Here is an 18,110-nt window from a genome sequence, read left to right on the forward strand (position 1 = left end):
GCACTGCGATCTGACGAACGCTGCTTGGATTCTTGCGCTGAATTTCGGTGCGTTATACCCATGTATTCGAGCTTTAGTGAACGATCAATAATTTATTTGCATACTAACATAATATTGGTTAGCGTGAATTTCGAAATACCGATGCACTTTACCCGTTCCCTCGGTGGATTCAGGAAGACAGGACATGAGCAACACTGCCCCAAAGGACGATGAACTTAAGGCACCGGCTGCCAAATTCGCACCAGCCGAAGTGCTGCGCGAAGATCTGGGCGACGGTGCGTTTGTGCTCCGCAGCCCGCACGGGCTTGAGTTCACGGAGCAATGCCTGTCCAGCTATCTGGATCAGTGGGCGAAACAAGCGCCAAACCGACCGTTTCTGATGGAACGCGGGCCAGACGGTAAGTGGCAGGGCGTTACATATGCACAGGCAAAAGCACAGGTAGATTCGCTTGCCGCCTTTTTGCTGCAACAAGGGCTTGGACCAGATCGACCGTTGCTGATCCTGTCCGGAAACTCGATTCGGCATGGCGTTCTTATGTTGGCAGCGATGCATGTCGGAATACCGGTCGTGCCCGTTTCGGTGCCCTATTCACTGTTTGATGAATCGCTCGCCAAACTGCGCCACATCGTGGATACAACAAAACCCGGCATGGCCTATGCTGATGATGCCCAGGCGTTTGCAAAGGCGTTTGCGATGCTGTCTGCATCGGATGTCGCTTGTCTGTCCGACAACGGGGACTTGACCTTCGATGGCGCACTTAAGGCCGATGTCAGCGGCGCAGTTTCCGATGCACACGCATTGGTTAGTCTCGACACAACGGGGAAAATCCTGTTCACCTCTGGCTCGACCGGCCTGCCGAAGGGCGTCATCGTGACTCAGCGCATGATGTTGGCCACGCAAGAGGCGGTTGTTCAAATCTGGCCTTTTCTGGAATCCGCACCCCCCGTGGTCGTGGACTGGTTGCCTTGGAACCACACCTTTGGAGGCAATTTCAATTTTAACATGATCCTGCGCAATGGCGGCAGTCTCTATTTGGACGACGGCAAGCCCGTCCCTGGCAAAATCGAAAAGACCATTCGCAATGTACGCGAGGTGTCGCCAACCTTGTTCTTCAACGTCCCGCGCGGCTTTGACATGCTGCTGCCGGTCCTGCGCGAAGATGATGAGTTTCGCCAAGCGTTCTTCAAACGACTTGATCTGATCTTTTTCTCCGGTGCCGGCCTGCCAGATCACCTTTGGAAAGGGCTGGAACAGCTGGGGATCCAAGAGCGGGGCGAGAAAGTACCCTTTGTCAGCGCCTGGGGTCTGACAGAGGCAATGATGGCAACCTGCGTTCACTTCCCAATCGACAAAGCGGGTGTGATCGGGGTGCCCGGCCCGGGATCAGAACTCAAGTTCCTACCCAATGGTGGCAAGCTGGAAATGCGAGTCCGCGGTCCGCACGTGACGACCGGTTATCTGAATAATCCCGAAAAGACCGCCGAAGCCTTCGACGAAGAAGGGTATTTCCTGACCGGCGATGCCGGGCGGTTGGAGGATCCTAAGGATCCATCCAGAGGCATCGTGTTCGATGGGCGCATTTCCGAGAATTTCAAGCTGATGACCGGCACATGGGTTGCTGTTGGAAATTTACGCGTGGCTCTGCTGCAAGCACTGAGTCCAATAGCATCTGACGCGGTCATTACCGGCCATGACCGGGCCGAGATTGGCGCTCTGCTGTTCCTGAACACGGATGAATGCAAAACGCTGACCGGGCGTGACGATACTCAGGCAGGATATGCAGACGATCCAGCTGTACGTGCCTTCATCACTAAACAACTGGCTGCTTATAACGCCGGTCAAACCGGTAGTGCGACACGCGTTGGACGGGTGCGGATCGAACGCGATGCGCCATCGGTGGAAAGAAACGAAATCACGGACAAGGGCTATATCAACCAGCGTCTTGCGCTGGAGCTGCGCGCCGATGCGGTAACCGAACTTTATGAAGGCTCAGATGTCGTCATCGTCACAGGCCGGGGAAACACATGATCGACTACACTGCATCCGAGGCTGACATCGCCTTTGTACTGAAACATGTTGGCCAACCCGACCGCTTGCCGGATTGGAGCGACGATCTGGCCGACGCGGTGATCCCGGCCCTTGGAAAGTTCGTCAATGCCGAGATCGCACCGCTGGATCTGATTGGTGAAGATACCGGCGCTCGCCTGCAAAACGGTCGCGTAAGAATGCCTCCGCAAATGATCTCGGCCTACAAGCGCTACGCCGAGGCTGGATGGCCAGGACTTTGCGCGCCCGAAGAATTCGGCGGTCAGGATTTGCCGCACGTTCTCGGAGCCGTGCTGGCGGACATGCTGGCCGGGGCGTGCATTTCTTACGAGATGGTGCTGAGCCTCGCGCAGGGCTGCATCCGTACGTTGAAAGCATCCGGAAGCGATGACCAAAAGGCGCGTCTGTTGCCCCCGCTTGTATCAGGTGAGTGGATGGCCTCGATGTGCCTGACTGAACCTGATGCGGGCTCGGATCTTGGGCGGATCAAAACACTCGCAACACCCACCGCCGATGGACACGCACTCAGCGGAACCAAGATTTTCATTTCAGGTGGCGATCACGATTACACCGATAACGTGCTGCACCTGGTACTGGCGCGCACGCCGAATTCAGCGCCAGGAGTGCGGGGACTGAGCCTGTTTGCCTGTCCGGCCGTTCTGCCGAACGGCACCCGCAACACAGTTCAGACAGTGCGCATCGAGGAAAAGATGGGCATGCATGCTTCGCCCACCTGTCAGATGGCTTTTGATCGGGCGCAAGCCGAGCTGTTAGGTGAAGAAGGCAAGGGCCTTGCCGCAATGTTCACCATGATGAATGCCGAACGCCTGGATGTGTCGCTGCAAGCGGTTGGTCAGATGGATGTCGCCTTTCAGCGCGCGCGCACCCACGCAGCGGCACGGCGACAAGGAACCACGTCCGAAGGCACGGCCCTGATTACAGAGCACGGTGACGTGCAGCGGATGCTGTTGGACATTTACGCCCAAGCAATGGGCTGCCGGGCAATGGTTTACCGGACATTTGTAGATATGGATCTGGGGACCGATCAGGGACTGCTGGATATCCTGACCCCGACATGCAAGGCGTTTGCAACCGACGCGGTCAACATGGCCGCCAGCCAGGCAGTTCAAATCCACGGCGGCTACGGTTTCTGCAAGGAATACCGGGTCGAGCAGATCATGCGCGATGCGCGGATCATGGCAATCTACGAAGGCACCAATGGTGTGCTGGCCACAGGGATTGCCCGCCGCGCAATCCGCGCGAAAGAAGGCGCCGCGGCTCAGGCCTTTACCGAACTTGTCTCGGATGGTCCTACCTCGATGGAACTGGCTGATGCAATCGAGGCATGGAGTGCGGCCACCAGGGAAATGCAGACCCGTTCTGATATCGGGCCCTCGGTTGCCGACTACACGCGTTTGACTGGTCTCGTCTATTTTGGGCGTGTCTGGGCCGACATGGAAGCCGTTGCTGCACAAGCTCCCGAGCCGGATCTGCTAGGCGCAGCGGCAGGCCACGTGCGTACACGCATCCTGCCCGAGGCCGCCTTGCTACGACAACGTATTCTCAATCCCCAACCCACTCACGATGCAGCTATTTTCGCTGCGTGAAACCAAGGAAGACATATGACTGACTTTGCCCTTCCCGAAGCCAGGCCACAGGCAGACACGACTTTTCGCGCCGGTTTGGCGGCCGGAAAATTCCTGATTCAGCGCTCTACCAAAACGGGAGAGTACGTTTTCTATCCTCGCGCTCTGTCACCAACAACTGGTGCGGATGATCTGGAATGGGTCGAAGCATCTGGCCGCGGAACGGTCTACGCCTCGACGATCATCCGGCGGCCCGCGAAATTCGGTGGCGATATCAACAATGTACTGATCGATCTGGATGAAGGACCCCGGATGTTCAGTCGTGTTATCGACGTCGACAACGAAGCGATTGAAATCGGGATGAAGGTCCAGGCCGTCGTTATGACCCCTGACTTCGGACCCAACACAAAATCCGGCGAACCGGCTGTTTTCTTCAGACCCGCGGAATAAGGAGACCACATCATGGCACATTCTCTTCGCGGGAAATCCGCCATCGTCGGCAAAGGCTATTGGGGTCTGGGCAAAACGCCAGATACATCACCCATGGAACTGATCGCCAAGGCCACACAAAACGCACTGACCGATGCAGGTATGGATTTGTCCGAAATCGACGGGATCTGTGGCGGCACGTTCTATCACTTCTTCCCGACGCTTTCGATTGCGGAGTATCTGGGCATAAATCCAACTTGGGCGAATTCGGACATGGTGGGGGGATCATCCTTCATGTCCTACCTACTTGAAGCAACGATGGCGATTCAGGCAGGCCTGTGTAAGAACGTTCTGATCTGCTACGGCTCAAACGCTAAATCCGCACGGGACCTGAACGGCCTGATTGAAACCCCGCAATGGGAACGTGCCTATGAACCTATGGTCCCGGTCCCGGGTTATGCCTTCACCGCGCAGCGCTATATGCATGAATTCAATGTACCGAAGGAGCATCTTGGTCATGTGGCGATCTCGGCCCGCAAATGGGCACAGCTGAACCCGGATGCCACAATGCGCACGGACCTGACCATGGATGAGTATCTGGCTTCTCCCATGGTTGCGGATCCGCTTGCAGTTCTGGACTGCTGCTTGATGTCAGATGGCGGGGCCGCGATCATCGTGACTTCGGCAGAGCGTGCCACAGACTATCAGGAAAAACCTGCCTACTTCCTTGGCGGCGGCAACGCGATTTCTCACCGCGAAATCAGCCAGGCGACAACGCTCACTACCACCTGTGCAATGGACAGCTCAAAACGCGCCTTTGAAATGGCTGGCATCACGACCAAGGACGTGGACGTGGTCGAGCTGTACGACGCTTTCACCATCAACACGCTGCTGTTCCTAGAAGACATGGGTTTTGTCAAAAAGGGTGAGGCCGGGGCATTTGTCGCAGATGGCAATATCGCGCCCGGCGGCAGCCTGCCTGTCAACACCAACGGCGGCGGACTCAGCTGCGTGCATCCCGGCATGTACGGCCTGTTCTGCCTGATCGAAGCCGCCACCCAGATCCGCGGGGATGGCGGTGATCGACAGATCAATGACGTCAACATTGCCATTGCTCATGGCAACGGCGGCACGTTCTCGAACGAGTTCACCACCGTTTTGGGCAGCGAAGCTGCTCTCTGATCCGAAACTCTATCGCGACAATTGCAAAAAAGGGCGCTCTGAATTCAGAGCGCCCTGTCGCGTCGCTGTCTGGGGAGAAGGAGGGTCAGAGACAGCGATCTGCCCGGCTGATAACGCCGGGCTCACCCGTTTGCATGATCAGTTCGTGGCTTACAGCGCGCGGCAGCGCACGCGTCATGAATGCCTGTGCGGCATCCAGACGATCTGCATAATAGTCCGATGACTGGCTGCCGGTAGCGGCACTTGCTGCGCGGGCGATCCGGGCTGACATCCAAGCCGACAGGCTAAGCGCTACGATTTCCAGATAGTCGCAGGCACCGGACAAGACCTCACCCTGCGACGCATCCAACACCCAATCAGTTGAACGATCCAACCGCTCGGCCGCGCCTCGCAGACTCCGCTGCGTATCGGAAAGCTCTGCAGGCAGATTGCTCGCCTCCTCCAGCATGTCTGCCACCAGACTTTTGATTATTTCCCCCTGATCGCCGCGCACCTTGCGCATCACCAGATCACGGGCCTGAATCGCATTTGTGCCTTCATAAATCGCGGTGATACGTACATCCCGCATCAATTGCTCGACACCGTAATCCTTGATGTATCCGTGCCCGCCATGCATTTGGACAGCTTCGCTTGCCAGGCGAGATCCCATGTCCGAGAGGTAGGATTTGATCACCGGTGTCAACAGCGACAACCGGGCATCGGCAGCCTTGCGCTGCTCGGGCGTAGCCGCGCGATGGGCCTCATCCAGCAGGCTTGCGGCGTAGTAGGCCAGCGCACGGGCCGCATCCATCTCACCCTGGGCGGTTAACAAACGACGACGCACATCGGCATGGGCGATCAGGGGATCGGCAACGCCGGTCGGGTTCAGTTGCTCATCAAGTGCCCGGCCCTGCAGACGTTCGTGTGCGTAAGCGTTGGCAGACTGTAACGCTACTTCTGCCACACCAAGACCCTGCAAACCTACCGACAGACGCGCAGCGTTCATCATAACGAACATTGCGGCCAGCCCTTTGCCCTCTTCGCCAACAATCCAGGCTTTGGCCCCTTCGAACGAAATGGCGCAAGTGGGCGATCCATGGATGCCCATCTTATTCTCAATCCCCGCAATGGTGATCGCGTTGCGCTGGTCCGTTGTGTTGTTGTCCCCATCCAGCATGTATTTCGGTGCAAGAAACAACGATAGACCACGCGGACCGGGTTGCGCCCCCTCGACCCGTGCTAGGATCAGGTGGGCGACGTTTTCTGACATGTCATGATCGCCCCACGTGATGAATATCTTGTTGCCCGTGATGGCATAGGATCCGTCACCATTGCGAACGGCCTTGGTTCGGATAAGCCCCAGATCCGTGCCACAATGCGGCTCGGTCAGGTTCATGGTTCCGGCCCAGTTGCCGCTTGTCAGATGCGGGCAATAGATGGCCTTTTGCTCTTCCGAGCCATAAGCCATCAGCGCCTCGACCACGCCGAAGTTCAGCTCGTGGATCAGGGCAAACGCCAAATTGGTTCCGGCCATGCCTTCGCGCAGCGTTGCGTGCAAAACAAAGGGCAGTTGCTGGCCGCCATACTCTTCATCCAGCGCCAGCGCATTCCAGCCGTCTTCGCAGAACACCTTGTAGGCATCGCCAAACCCGGGGGCAGCATAGACCTGACCATTTACCAGCCGAGCGCCGGGGCTGTCGCCGGCCTCGTTGCAGGTGGCGAGATTGTCCCGCACGAGGGAATTGATTGCGTCAACGACGGCAAAGAACGTGTCCTTGTCACAATGCTTGTAACCCGGCAGTGCCAGAGTTTTATCAAGGTCCAGCACCTCATCCAGAAGAAACGCGATATCCCGCTGAGGGAGTTGATAGTCCATACTGTGTTTCCCTCAGTTTTTCAGCGGCTTGCCGGTGTTCATGGTGTGCCGCATCCGTTCGATGGTCTTATCCTGTCGGATCAGGCGCATCATGCCTTCGGCTTCCAACTTGTGCAGTGCCACTTCATCCAGAGTGCCACCGTCACCCCCTGCAAGAACATGCGCCGTCTCGCGAGCTATCTCGACCGTATAGGGCGCATCCGCAGTTGCTTCGGCCAGCGCGGCCAGCTTGGGCTCAAGCGCAGTGTTGATCGCAGCGGCGTCCGGCGTGATTTCGACCTTGGCCGGAGCGGCATAGCCATTGGCCAGTTCCAAGGCGGCCGATTTCGCGTCCGCCAACAACCGGTCCCGGTTCATCACCACACCATCGTCTTTACGCAGATAGCCAGCATGTTGCGCCATAGGAGCAGATCCCACCATCAGCGCCGTCGAGATGACATCAAATGCTGCTTCGGCCCCTTTAACCGGATCGCCCAATTCCGCTGTCTTGCGCAGCAACAGGGCCGTTGTTCCGCCCCATGCGGGCAACAGGCCCACATTGGCCTCGACCAGACCGATATTGCTTTCCAGCGTCGCCATGACTCGGTCCGAATGCATCAGGATCTCACACCCGCCGCCCAAGGCCAGACCACAGGCAGCCGAGACCACCGGAAACGGTGCGTATTTCATCTTGCGTAAGGTGGCCTGACCGATTGCCAATTGCCCAGCGACCAGATCCAATTCGCCAGCGTCTGCGCGGTCCAGCGCCTTCTTCAAGTTGGCGCCGACCGAGAAGTGACTGCCGTCGGAGCCGATAACCATCGCGCGGAAATCGCATTCCACGACATCCAGTGCATCGGAAATCCCCTGCATCACCAGATCATCCAAGGCGGCGTTGGGTGAAGTGATGGACAGCAACGCAACTCCATCGCCCATGTCGCGCAGGGCAACGGCCTCGGAGGTGAAAACCGGATCATCCGTGAAGTCCGAGGCAAAGATCACTCCGGGTCCGCGCGGTGTATCCGCCTGCTCACCCGAGGGCAGCAGCACCTTACAATCACGACCCCGCCCCGAATAGAAACCGCCGCGTTCCGCCGCCAAGGCCAGCAAAGGCGGTACATCCTGACCTTCTTCAACAAGACGGGCAGCGATCTTGGCCACGCCGATCTTATCCATCAGGCGGAACGGGCCCATGCGCCAGTTGTATCCCAGCTCCATGCCCGCATCTACGGCCGCCGGACTATCGGTGATTTCGGGCACGCAGTAGGCCGCATAGGACAGAGTCGCACTCATCACCGCCCAGGCGTAGTCGGCCAGCTTGTCGCCCTTTTGATCGATGAAATCTGTTCCAAAGGTTTTTGCCAGTTCCGGCGTCTTGGCACGCGAGCGGTAAACCAGTGACTCAAGGTCGATGGCTTCGGCAATAGTTTTGCACGCTTCGTCCTTGGACCGGCGATAGAAACCCGATCCATCACCCTTGCGCCCGACATAGCCTTTTGCGGCCATCCGGTCGAATGTATCGACACCCTCGGTGTGGATCTGTTGCGGGTCGTCAGCCTCAAGCAGCGACCGCATCGACAGGCGCGACTTGCCCATCAGGTCGATGCCCACCAGATCGAGCAGACCAAAAATGCCAGTTCCCGGAACACCAAAGGGGCGCGACAGAACGGCGTCGGCCTCTTCGACCGTGATGCCACGTGCAACGGCCTCGCGCACGGCCACGTTCATCCAAAGGCCGCCCAGACGGTTGGCAATAAATCCGGGCCGGTCGTTGCAGAGCACCATGGTCTTGCCCAGACGCTCGTCACCGTAGGCGCGGACGCGTTCGACCACATCCGGATCGGTTTTCGGTCCGGTGACAAGTTCGAGCAGCCGCAAATATCGCGGCGGGTTGAAGAAATGGGTAATGACAAAACGTTTGCACAGAACTTCGTCCATTTCGGCCATCAGGTCCGCCAGCGGGATTGTCGAAGTGTTCGAGCTCAGGATCGCATCATCCCGCATATGCGGAGCGAGCTTGGTATAGAGGTCTCGCTTGACGCCAAGATCCTCCAACACAACCTCAACCACCCAATCGCAATCAGACAGCAAAGCCAGATCGTCTTCGAGGTTCCCGCCAGTCAGCCGTATGGCATAAGCAGGATCGGCCAGTTGAGGCGCGCGGCCCTTGGTCATACGGGCAATAGCGTCCTTAGCGAGCGCCGAGCGATCCGCAGTTCCATCTGGCACGATGTCCAGCAAAAGCACCTGCGCCCCGGCGTTGGCGAAATGAGCGGCAATGCCTGCTCCCATCACGCCGGAACCGATGACGGCAACCTTGTTGATCGCGCCCATTTACAGAACCTCGAACAGGCCGGCCGCGCCCATACCACCGCCGATGCACATGGTGGCCACAACGTATTTCGCTCTGCGCTTCTTGCCCTCGATCAGCGCGTGGCCAACCATGCGGGTGCCCGACATGCCATAGGGGTGACCCACCGAGATCGCACCGCCATCGACGTTCAGGATCTCGTCGGAAATGCCCAGTTTCTGCTGACAATACAGCGCTTGGCTGGCGAACGCTTCGTTCAGTTCCCACAGGCCGATATCGTCCATCTTCAGCCCGTTGCGCTCCAGCAACTTCGGCACCGCAAAGATCGGACCAATGCCCATCTCGTCGGGTTCGCAACCGGCAACCACATAGCCCACATAGCGTCCCAGAGGCTCAAGCCCGCGCTTTTCGGCCAGCTTCTCTTCCATCACGACCTGCGCCGACCCACCATCCGACAACTGCGAGGCATTACCGGCGGTGATCCACTTGTCCCCACCCATTACCGGGGCCAGATCCTGCAGGCTTTCCAGCGTGGTCGAGGGGCGGTTGCACTCGTCGCGGGTCAGCGTGACCTCTTCTTGGGTGACTTCACCGGTTTCCTTGTCCTTATTCATCTTAGTGACCGTGATCGGAACGATCTCATCGTCGAACCTGCCAGCCTCTTGTGCAGCAGCGGTACGCTGTTGCGATTGCAGGGCGAATGCGTCCTGTGCCTCGCGGCTGATACCGTAGCGTTCGGCCACGGTATCTGCGGTCTTGATCATCGGATCGTAGAAACCCCGGATGTTGTTCTCGATCCACTCTTCCTTCAGCCGATAAGTGTTGTCGCGCCCCATCACCAGCGAGATGCTTTCCGCACCGCCGCCGACAACCACGTCACAGCCATCGACCATGACCCGCGAACAGGCCCGGGTCAGCGCTTCAAGCCCCGAAGAACAGAACCGGTTGATCGTCTGTCCCGACGCCGTCACCGGCAGGCCCGCACGCATAGCGATCTGACGGCCCAGATTGCCACCATTTGCGCCTTCGGGCACAGCGTTACCGATGATCACGTCCTCAATCTCGGCCGGATCGACCCCAGCCCGCTTGACCGCCTCGGCGACTACACGGCCGCCAAAAACAGCGGGGTGTGTGTCATTGAAGGCACCGCGAAAGGCTTTGCCAATAGCTGTACGGGCGGTCGAGACGATAACGGCAGAACGCATGGGAGTGATCCTCAGAAACAGAATTAGTTGTCGGTGGGCAGCTTGTGGTCTGCGTATTGCTCACGCAGATGCAGTTTCGAAACCTTACCGGTTGCGGTGTGCGGTAGCTCGGCCTGAAACACCACGTCATCAGGCGTCCACCACTTGGCGATTTGGCCATCGTAGAGCGCAAGAACGTCGGCGCGACTGACATCTGACCCTTCGCGCCTGACGGCCACAATCATCGGGCGCTCGTCCCATTTGCGATGTTTCGCGGCAATACAGGCGGCCTCAAGAATGTCCGGATGGCTCATGGCGATGGTTTCCAGATCAATGGAGGAAATCCACTCGCCGCCCGACTTAATGACATCCTTGGTCCGATCGGTCAGGCGCAGATATCCCTTTGGGTCGATCGCAGCGACGTCGCCCGTCGAAAACCAGCCGTCTGCGGTAAAGGCGTCGGCTCCGGCCCCACCCCAATAGCTGCTGGCAACCCAATGCCCCCGCACTTGTAACATGCCTGAGGCAACCCCATCATGCGGCAAGGTCTGCTCATCATCGTTCACGATACGCAGTTCGATCCCATAGAGCGCCCGGCCCTGTTTGGTCTTGAGCTCGATACGGTCGTCATCCGGCAGCTTGTCTTCGCCCCATTTAGGAACAGACAATGTACCGACAGGGCTCAACTCGGTCATACCCCAGCCGTGGACAACATCGATGCCATGACCCAGTTCAATCTGTTCGATCAGTGACCGCGGCGCCGCCGACCCGCCCATCATTGCGCGTTTTACTGTCTTCAGCTTTTCGCCGCGTTGATCGAGATATTCGAACAGACCCAGCCAGACAGTTGGCACGCCTGAAATCATAGTGACCTCTTCGCCATCCATCAGCTCTTGCAACGGTGCCGGATCCATGCCCGGGCCAGGCATAACCAGCTTGGTGCCATTCATCAGGGCGGCATAAGGAATACCCCAGGCACAGGCATGAAACATCGGCACAACCGGCAACGACGCATCCTTGGAGCTTAACGCTAACCAATCGCCACCCGACACGCCCATGGCATGCAGCACGGTTCCCCGGTGAGAATAGAGAATCCCCTTGGGGTTACCAGTGGTGCCAGAGGTATAGCACAGCGCCATCGCTGCATTTTCGTCAAGTTCCGGCCAGGTGTACGTTTCTGGCCGACCTGAGATCAGCGTTTCGTAGTCGATGACCTCAGTATTCATCTCCGGCACCCGATCAGGTCCGGTCAGGGTATACCAGCCCTGCACAGATGGGCAGCGTCCCGACACGGCATCGACTAGCGACGCGAATGTTGTATCGAAGAACAGACGGGTATCCTGCGCATCGTTGATGATGAATGCAATCTGATCCGGGTGCAGGCGCGGGTTGATCGTGTGGCAGATGGCCCCGATGCAAGCCAAGGCATAGTAGAGTTCCAGATGCTGGTTGTTGTTCCAGGCTAGTGTCGCCACCCTGTCACCGGGTCCCACACCCAGCCCAGTCAAGGCGTGGGCCAGTTGCTGAGTACGTCGCCCCATATCGGCATAGGTATAGCGATCAATCGACATGTCCGAATTGCGCCAGACAATCTCTGCTTCGGGATGTGCACGCATCGCATGACAAAATATGCTGGTCACGGTCAGCGGCATGGTCATGATTTGGCCGGGGATTGTGCTCTTTTCGGTCACTTCAACCTCCTGAAACTCGCGCATAACTGTTGGAAGTATTGTTTGCTGTTATTAGAGCGGGGCTTGGGGCATCTCGCCGATTTCCTGCTCGATCCTCCAGGCAACCTGCAAAACGCCCAGATCATCATATCTGCGCCCGACAAGCTGAACGCCAATCGGCAAGTGGCTGTGATCCAGCCCGGCCGGGATACTCGCAGCCGGCTGTTCGGTCAGATTGAACAGGAAGGTATTGGCCCAGCTTTCAAAGGGCCTTTCAGGATCCGATCCGGGCAGTTCGGCCGCAAACGCGGTGTCCGGCGTCGACGGAAGCAGTACAAAGTCATGCACTCCCATCATTGCCAGAGCGCGCTCGCGCAAGGTTTGCGTATGATCGAAGTTACGTTGATGCTGAACCGCAGTCAGACTACGGGCATCATTGGACCAGTCACGAATGTAGGGTGTTTTGGCCTGTTCAGCCTCAGGCTGGCGCATCAACTCTGACAAAGTGCGGATCTTATAGAACGCTTCGGCCGGTTCCCGGTCGACACGGCTGAAAGGTGCGGTTTCGCAATAGGTGACCTCTGCCCCCAAATCACGCAACACTTGTGCAACCTTCAGGACGGCTACGCGCACATCATCAGCTACCGGTTCACCCAGACCGAGTTCGGGAACGACCAGAACTGATTTTGTCTTGAAATCTGAACGGGACAACCGGGAAACATAGTTGATGCCATCGCGTTCCAACGCAGTGAAATCGCGTGTGTCCTCGCCCGTCAAGACATTCATGTGAAGCGCAACGTCGCCAAAGTTACGCGCCAGAGGGCCGGCTGTCAGGGCCGGGCTGTTACACCTGTAATATGGCACACGCCCCTGACTGGGTTTGAAGCCCGCCAATCCGCAATAAGAGGCAGGCAGACGGATTGAACCCACAATATCTGTGCCAATTGAAACGGGCTCGATCCCCGCGGCAACACTGGCCGATGCGCCAGAGGATGACGCGCCGGTCGTGCGTGACAGGTTCCAGGGGTTACGGGTGACCCCGTGTTTCGAACTGACGCCCCCGGCAAGGATACCGTAGTCGCACATAGTGTTCTTGCCTAGGATGACTGATCCGGCCTCGCGCATCCGCGCGACTGTCGGATGATCGGTGGTGCTGATCGTCTCGGATCCGGCGGCTGACCCGCGAAAAGCAGGCATGCCAATACAATCCAATGCATCCTTGATCGTTGTTGGAACACCGTCCAACGAGCCTTGTGGCTCGTTATCATACCAGCGTTGTTCAGAGGCGCGTGCCGCATCTAACGCGGGCTCTGCCTCCAGATGGTATATGGCATTGATCTTTGAGTTGACCTGAGCGATCCGGTCCAAAGCGGCCTGCGTCACCTCGACCGGAGACAGCTCCAGTCGGGCATAGGCCTGCACCAACGCACGCGCCGAAAGTTGAGAATAAGGGGCCGTCATGTGCGAAAATTCTGGCTCGGTCAGATTGAGGGATCAGTCTTCGGTGCGCTGGACGTAATAAACCTTGGCCGCAATTTTCCAGCCCTCGCCCGTACGGACCAGTGACAGGTAGTCGATGAAATATCGGGGTTGCACGGCACAGTCGATTTTGACCATGGCGGTATTCGGGCCGGACTGGTCGATCGAGATTGTGTGGCCGTATACCGGATAACCTTTGGATTTCGGGCTTTCACGCCCGCCAATGACCTCTTTATACTTATCCAACGTCATATGGACGTAGCTACCGTCTTCATTGGCGCAGCACAGGTCACATTCCGGCAGGAACATCTGATCTGTCTTGCTGATGTCCCCATCATGCAGATTCTCGATGTAAGCTTGCATCAGGGCTTCGATTTCGGCGAATGCGGTCATGGGATGTCCTCGGTCGTGAGTGTGTTGAGACGCTGTGGGAGTTTGCCGTCACGCGGCCTTGCTGGCGGGCAACCTCTGACGATATCGTCTGAGGTCTTCGATCGTACCCACCTTGAGACCATGACGAGCCCCAAATTCCAGAAGGTCGGGCAGCCGCGCCATTTCACCGTTGTCCTTCATGATCTCACAGATCACGCCGGCATCGCCCTGCCCTGACAATCGGGCCAGATCGACCGCGGCTTCGGTATGACCTTCGCGTTCAAGGACACCACCAGACTTTGCCACCAGCGGGAACATGTGTCCGGGTGAAACCAGATCGGCAGCCAACCCATCATCTGACGCCAGCAACGCAATTGTTCGCGCGCGATCGCTGGCGGAAATACCTGTGGTGGTACCTTCTTTGGCGTCCACGGAAATGGTGAACGCTGTGTGGTGAGGGTCGGTGTTTAATGCTGCCATAGGCCCTAGGCTGAACTGCTGGGCCCGTTCGGGGCTGATCGCCATGCAAATCAGACCCCGACCAAAACGCGCCATGAAGTTTATGGCCGCCGCATCTGCGCAGACGGCAGGGATTACCAGATCTCCCTCGTTTTCACGGCTCTCATCATCGACGAGGATTACCATGCGTCCCAGAGCGCAGTCCGCGATAATGTCTTCGATAGGCGACAGCCTATAAACTTCATGCAGATCGAACATGATTTTTCCTTACCCGTTCAGCGGCTTGATGACGCCTTCGGCAAATTCGATCAGTGCTTCCTGTTCGATCTCGTCACCAAAGTAGTTCACGTGGTGCCAGACAAAGAACTCGTCGATCTGATAGCGTTCGGCCAGCTCACCGACCTGATCGAGAACCTGCTGATGCGAGCCATCCCAGACACGTCCAAGCGGCACATGGTATGGCGGCGCGTCGTAGGCCGAGAACCACAGCTTATCGAACATCTCGCGATACTGTTTGGTCTTGGCGGGGGTCTTGCCCATCATCAGATGTGCGCCCAAAGCCAGAACATCGTTATTGGTCGTGTCTTTGAGACCCTTTTCATGCGCTGCCTGCAGGCAGTTCTCAAGGATCACCGGCATGAACTCTTCTTTGTCGGCGGTCACAAAGGACACCATCTTTGCGCCTTCCGAAGCCCAGAATTTTGCGGTTTCCATCGAATACGAGAACGGCGCATAGACTTTAGGGTGCGGCTTTTGCAACGGGCGAGGAACGATCCCCGACTTGCGCAGGATTTTGTTGTCATCGACAGGACTGTCACCGCCCCACAGCTTCGTCGGGTTGAACTCCCATTCCACATTGGACGGAAAATTCCAGAACTCGCCCTGATGCTCGGTCAGATCATCGGTCCAGAGCGACTTGATCAGACGCCAGTTCTCATACAGGGCGCGGCGATTGCGCTGGTCGGCCTCGGATTTGTCGGACTCGGCCGAGGTGATATCCAAATGTTGACCCATAGTTGCGGTCCAGCGCGGTGTGTTCCCACGCGAAAAGCCTGCAAAGACGCGACCTCCAGTCATGTGATCTAGTAAGGCTATGTCCTCAGCCGTCTTTATCGGGTTCATCGCGGTCAGGTTCATCCCCAACTGACCCACCTTAAAATCCTTAGTGTGCTGGGCGATGTACATGTTCCAGAACAGCGGGTTGGTGGTGCATTCCACCCCTTCGACCTGCATGTGGTGTTCGGTCAGACAGAAACCTTCGTAACCAAGCTCCTCGGCCAAAATCATCTGATCCCGCAACGTGGTCATCATCATGTTGAATCGCGCGGGGTCGCGACCGGCAAGCTGAACATCTTCGCCGTGCTGACGGGCGAAAGGAATGGCGAGAATCTTGAACTTCATGCGGGTGTTCTCTCGGATTTTTATTGAACGTTCACTAACTGTCACACACAGCATCTCATTGCGTCAAGTCTTGAATCACCTTCCCCTGCGTCTTGTGCGTATTGCAGATTTTTCTAACTGGACATCTGGTAGGGATTTCAAGATGTTGACCACGGGTCAGATCCAAAGGAGGCAGGCCGCGTGTTTTTGTATTCCGCATCGCAAGTAGAGGAATTTCTTGAGAAATCCCAATTGGATACCGTATGCCTGACTTTGGCGATCGATGCTGCACGCGATGAATTAAAGAGCCTGGGAAACACGACGCGATCAACAATGATCAATGCATCAGCGACCAATTTGGCAGCAGCTGGTCAGGGTCAGATCGAGGCGCAGGCAGCCCGAATTTCACCCGACGATTCGCCACTGAACTCGTTTCGCGTTTCTATTGTTCAAACCGACCAGAACCTTGGCAGTTCTTCTGTCATCATGGAGGTGATCTGTACCTTTTCCGTAGAGACTGCTGTTGGCACAGCTCCCATCACAGTACCGCCAGAAAAACCTGCACGGCCGCTGTCTGATACAGCCGAAGAGCGGCGCCGTCAGATCTTTGAAGGCGCCTGCAAAGTAATTGCAAAACACGGTTTCGGAAACGCATCCATGCGCGAGATCGCAAAGGAATCCGGACTGTCGGTTCCCCTGATGTACAAATACATCAAGGACAAGGACGAAATCCTGCATCTGATTACGACCATGTGCATGCAGGGTATTATCGACTTTTTCGACACAGGCGAGTTGTTTAAAGGCCCCGCAGACCAGAACCTGATTAGAGCCGTGGATCGCTATATCGATTACATCGGTGAAAATCGTCGCTACATTAATCTGGTTTATTCGGAGACTCGTTCAATGTCGGCCGAAAACCGGGCCCGCGTATTCGACATGGAGCGCAAATTCATGGGGCGTTGGCAAACAATTCTGGATCAGGGCGTTGATCAGCAGATTTTCCGCCCGATGAATACGGAACTCATGGCCAACTATCTGTACTTTCTGTGTACGGTATGGTCATTGCGGCACTGGAGCATCGGCAAGTTCCCCGAACAAGAAATACGCGATAGCCTGAAAATGCTTATCCTCGACGGCGTATTGTCGCCTAGCGGCAAGAGCGACCATTAAACTTCGCACCAGGTGAAGCGTTCAAATCAAAGCGGGCGTCAACTTTTCGTTGCAAAACCTGCCCATGCGCCCATTCATGATTGCTCAATACGTTCTATTTTTGAAGATTTGTTGACATCCTGTTTCAACAAAAAACAGAATTGATACATTACCTAATGTGTTCTGAGAAAGCGCTGCATCAGAGCTGGATTGCGATCGAGCCGATTTTAGATTACCAGTTTCGTATTCAAGAATTTTTTGTGTTATTGTTGCACGAATAGTTAATTGTAAATCGAGTTTTGAGGGTAGTCATTTCTGTGTCCAAACCCCCGACCAGCGCATTCAGACTGCGCCCGTTAACGAAATCGGATCTGGAGATCATCACATACTGGTTTCAGGATGTGGAAGATCTCGCTCGTTTTGACAGAAAATCTCGCATCCCGCTCAACCAGTGCCAGATGGAGGAGCACTGGAGTAATATTGTTGGAACACCTATCGACCATAGTACATGCTGGTTCATGATCGAATCCGACAGTGGCGAAGCGCTTGGGGCGATAGGACTAGAGGCAATATCACAGATCAACCGAGATGCTGTCGTCGCGCTGTTCATCGATAAATCAATCCGGCGATGCGGCGTCGGGATCAGAGCACTGTGTCTGGTGCTGGATTTTGCTTTCAGACAATTGGGCTTGAATCGCGTAACATCGTACTATCGAGCTGATAACCACAACAGCCGCGATCTGGTCAGCCGGGTAGGATGTCAGGTCGAAGGCAAAATGCGAGAAGCCTGGTTTGCAAACGGACAGTTTCACGACATGGTGGCTGTTGGTATTCTGCAGGAGGAATGGAGGGTTAAGCGTCAGGAATTGACGCATGAATTGGGTTCGGAAACAATAATCACCATTGGGCCGGACGCGTCAGCGGCCTGGTCCTGGCCGCCGCAATGTGCCGAGCGCGAATAAACGACTGAAACTTGCAGTCCATCTTGGGGGAACAGCGTGCAGCCATACCGTAGCCTATATGATCGA

At 56.6% G+C, this 18,110-nt stretch carries 14 protein-coding genes; 6 read left to right on the forward strand and 8 right to left on the reverse strand.

Annotation, left to right across the window (positions count from 1 at the left end; genetic code table 11):
• Window positions 1-184: 184 nt before the first annotated feature.
• Genes ACR0IO_RS14900 through ACR0IO_RS14915 form a run of 4 tightly spaced genes read left to right on the forward strand, consistent with a single transcriptional unit; the run spans window position 185 to window position 5,244 of the window.
• Complete coding sequence (locus ACR0IO_RS14900; protein WP_480742387.1) at window positions 185-2,029, forward strand: feruloyl-CoA synthase; 1,845 nt, start codon at window positions 185-187, stop codon at window positions 2,027-2,029.
• Window positions 2,026-3,654 carry an acyl-CoA dehydrogenase family protein gene (locus ACR0IO_RS14905; protein WP_480742388.1) on the forward strand — a complete coding sequence of 543 codons (1,629 nt, stop codon included), beginning with the start codon at window positions 2,026-2,028 and terminating at the stop codon, window positions 3,652-3,654. The genes ACR0IO_RS14900 and ACR0IO_RS14905 overlap by 4 nt, the downstream gene beginning before the upstream one ends.
• A gap of 15 nt (window positions 3,655-3,669) precedes the next feature.
• Entirely contained in the window at window positions 3,670-4,083 is a 414-nt protein-coding gene (locus tag ACR0IO_RS14910) for a Zn-ribbon domain-containing OB-fold protein (protein WP_480742389.1), read from the forward strand.
• A gap of 12 nt (window positions 4,084-4,095) precedes the next feature.
• Window positions 4,096-5,244, forward strand: a complete 1,149-nt coding sequence (locus ACR0IO_RS14915; RefSeq protein ID WP_480742390.1) for an acetyl-CoA acetyltransferase — start codon at window positions 4,096-4,098, stop codon at window positions 5,242-5,244.
• An 85-nt stretch (window positions 5,245-5,329) separates the two neighbouring features.
• Here the strand turns inward: ACR0IO_RS14915 and ACR0IO_RS14920 are convergent, their stop codons facing one another.
• Genes ACR0IO_RS14920 through ACR0IO_RS14955 form a run of 8 tightly spaced genes read right to left on the reverse strand, consistent with a single transcriptional unit; the run spans window position 5,330 to window position 15,954 of the window.
• On the reverse strand, window positions 5,330-7,099 hold the full coding sequence (locus ACR0IO_RS14920; protein WP_480742391.1) for an acyl-CoA dehydrogenase family protein: 1,770 nt from the start codon (window positions 7,097-7,099) through the stop codon (window positions 5,330-5,332).
• A 12-nt stretch (window positions 7,100-7,111) separates the two neighbouring features.
• Complete coding sequence (locus ACR0IO_RS14925; RefSeq protein WP_480742392.1) at window positions 7,112-9,412, reverse strand: 3-hydroxyacyl-CoA dehydrogenase/enoyl-CoA hydratase family protein; 2,301 nt, start codon at window positions 9,410-9,412, stop codon at window positions 7,112-7,114.
• On the reverse strand, window positions 9,413-10,594 hold the full coding sequence (locus ACR0IO_RS14930; RefSeq protein ID WP_480742393.1) for an acetyl-CoA C-acyltransferase: 1,182 nt from the start codon (window positions 10,592-10,594) through the stop codon (window positions 9,413-9,415). It lies immediately after the preceding gene.
• A 23-nt stretch (window positions 10,595-10,617) separates the two neighbouring features.
• Window positions 10,618-12,264: a long-chain-fatty-acid--CoA ligase gene (locus tag ACR0IO_RS14935; RefSeq protein WP_480742394.1), complete on the reverse strand. Its 1,647-nt coding sequence runs from the start codon at window positions 12,262-12,264 to the stop codon at window positions 10,618-10,620.
• Between the two features lie 51 nt (window positions 12,265-12,315).
• The gene (locus tag ACR0IO_RS14940; protein WP_480742395.1) at window positions 12,316-13,704 is read right to left on the reverse strand and encodes an amidase family protein; all 1,389 of its coding nucleotides are present in this window, start codon (window positions 13,702-13,704) and stop codon (window positions 12,316-12,318) included.
• A 33-nt stretch (window positions 13,705-13,737) separates the two neighbouring features.
• On the reverse strand, window positions 13,738-14,115 hold the full coding sequence (locus ACR0IO_RS14945; protein WP_480742396.1) for a nuclear transport factor 2 family protein: 378 nt from the start codon (window positions 14,113-14,115) through the stop codon (window positions 13,738-13,740).
• A gap of 48 nt (window positions 14,116-14,163) precedes the next feature.
• A complete protein-coding gene (gene ribB / locus ACR0IO_RS14950) occupies window positions 14,164-14,811 on the reverse strand; it encodes a 3,4-dihydroxy-2-butanone-4-phosphate synthase (RefSeq protein WP_480742397.1) in 648 nt (215 codons plus the stop codon).
• A 9-nt stretch (window positions 14,812-14,820) separates the two neighbouring features.
• Window positions 14,821-15,954: an LLM class flavin-dependent oxidoreductase gene (locus tag ACR0IO_RS14955; protein ID WP_480742398.1), complete on the reverse strand. Its 1,134-nt coding sequence runs from the start codon at window positions 15,952-15,954 to the stop codon at window positions 14,821-14,823.
• Between the two features lie 180 nt (window positions 15,955-16,134).
• On the opposite strand from ACR0IO_RS14955, the gene ACR0IO_RS14960 reads away from it, so the two are divergent.
• The gene (locus tag ACR0IO_RS14960; RefSeq protein ID WP_480742399.1) at window positions 16,135-17,103 is read left to right on the forward strand and encodes a TetR/AcrR family transcriptional regulator; all 969 of its coding nucleotides are present in this window, start codon (window positions 16,135-16,137) and stop codon (window positions 17,101-17,103) included.
• Between the two features lie 296 nt (window positions 17,104-17,399).
• Window positions 17,400-18,044: a GNAT family N-acetyltransferase gene (locus ACR0IO_RS14965; RefSeq protein WP_209016347.1), complete on the forward strand. Its 645-nt coding sequence runs from the start codon at window positions 17,400-17,402 to the stop codon at window positions 18,042-18,044.
• The last annotated feature ends 66 nt before the right edge of the window (window positions 18,045-18,110 follow it).

The organism is Ruegeria sp. CE12 (assembly GCF_056537525.1).

Coding starts and splice junctions, on each gene's coding strand:
- ACR0IO_RS14920 (WP_480742391.1), bottom strand. CDS start 7,099: ATGGACTATCAACTCCCTCAGCGGGATATCGCGTTTCTTCTGGATGAG.
- ACR0IO_RS14945 (WP_480742396.1), bottom strand. CDS start 14,115: ATGACCGCATTCGCCGAAATCGAAGCCCTGATGCAAGCTTACATCGAG.
- ACR0IO_RS14925 (WP_480742392.1), bottom strand. CDS start 9,412: ATGGGCGCGATCAACAAGGTTGCCGTCATCGGTTCCGGCGTGATGGGA.
- ACR0IO_RS14955 (WP_480742398.1), bottom strand. CDS start 15,954: ATGAAGTTCAAGATTCTCGCCATTCCTTTCGCCCGTCAGCACGGCGAA.
- ribB (WP_480742397.1), bottom strand. CDS start 14,811: ATGTTCGATCTGCATGAAGTTTATAGGCTGTCGCCTATCGAAGACATT.
- ACR0IO_RS14900 (WP_480742387.1), top strand. CDS start 185: ATGAGCAACACTGCCCCAAAGGACGATGAACTTAAGGCACCGGCTGCC.
- ACR0IO_RS14905 (WP_480742388.1), top strand. CDS start 2,026: ATGATCGACTACACTGCATCCGAGGCTGACATCGCCTTTGTACTGAAA.
- ACR0IO_RS14915 (WP_480742390.1), top strand. CDS start 4,096: ATGGCACATTCTCTTCGCGGGAAATCCGCCATCGTCGGCAAAGGCTAT.
- ACR0IO_RS14910 (WP_480742389.1), top strand. CDS start 3,670: ATGACTGACTTTGCCCTTCCCGAAGCCAGGCCACAGGCAGACACGACT.
- ACR0IO_RS14930 (WP_480742393.1), bottom strand. CDS start 10,594: ATGCGTTCTGCCGTTATCGTCTCGACCGCCCGTACAGCTATTGGCAAA.
- ACR0IO_RS14940 (WP_480742395.1), bottom strand. CDS start 13,704: ATGACGGCCCCTTATTCTCAACTTTCGGCGCGTGCGTTGGTGCAGGCC.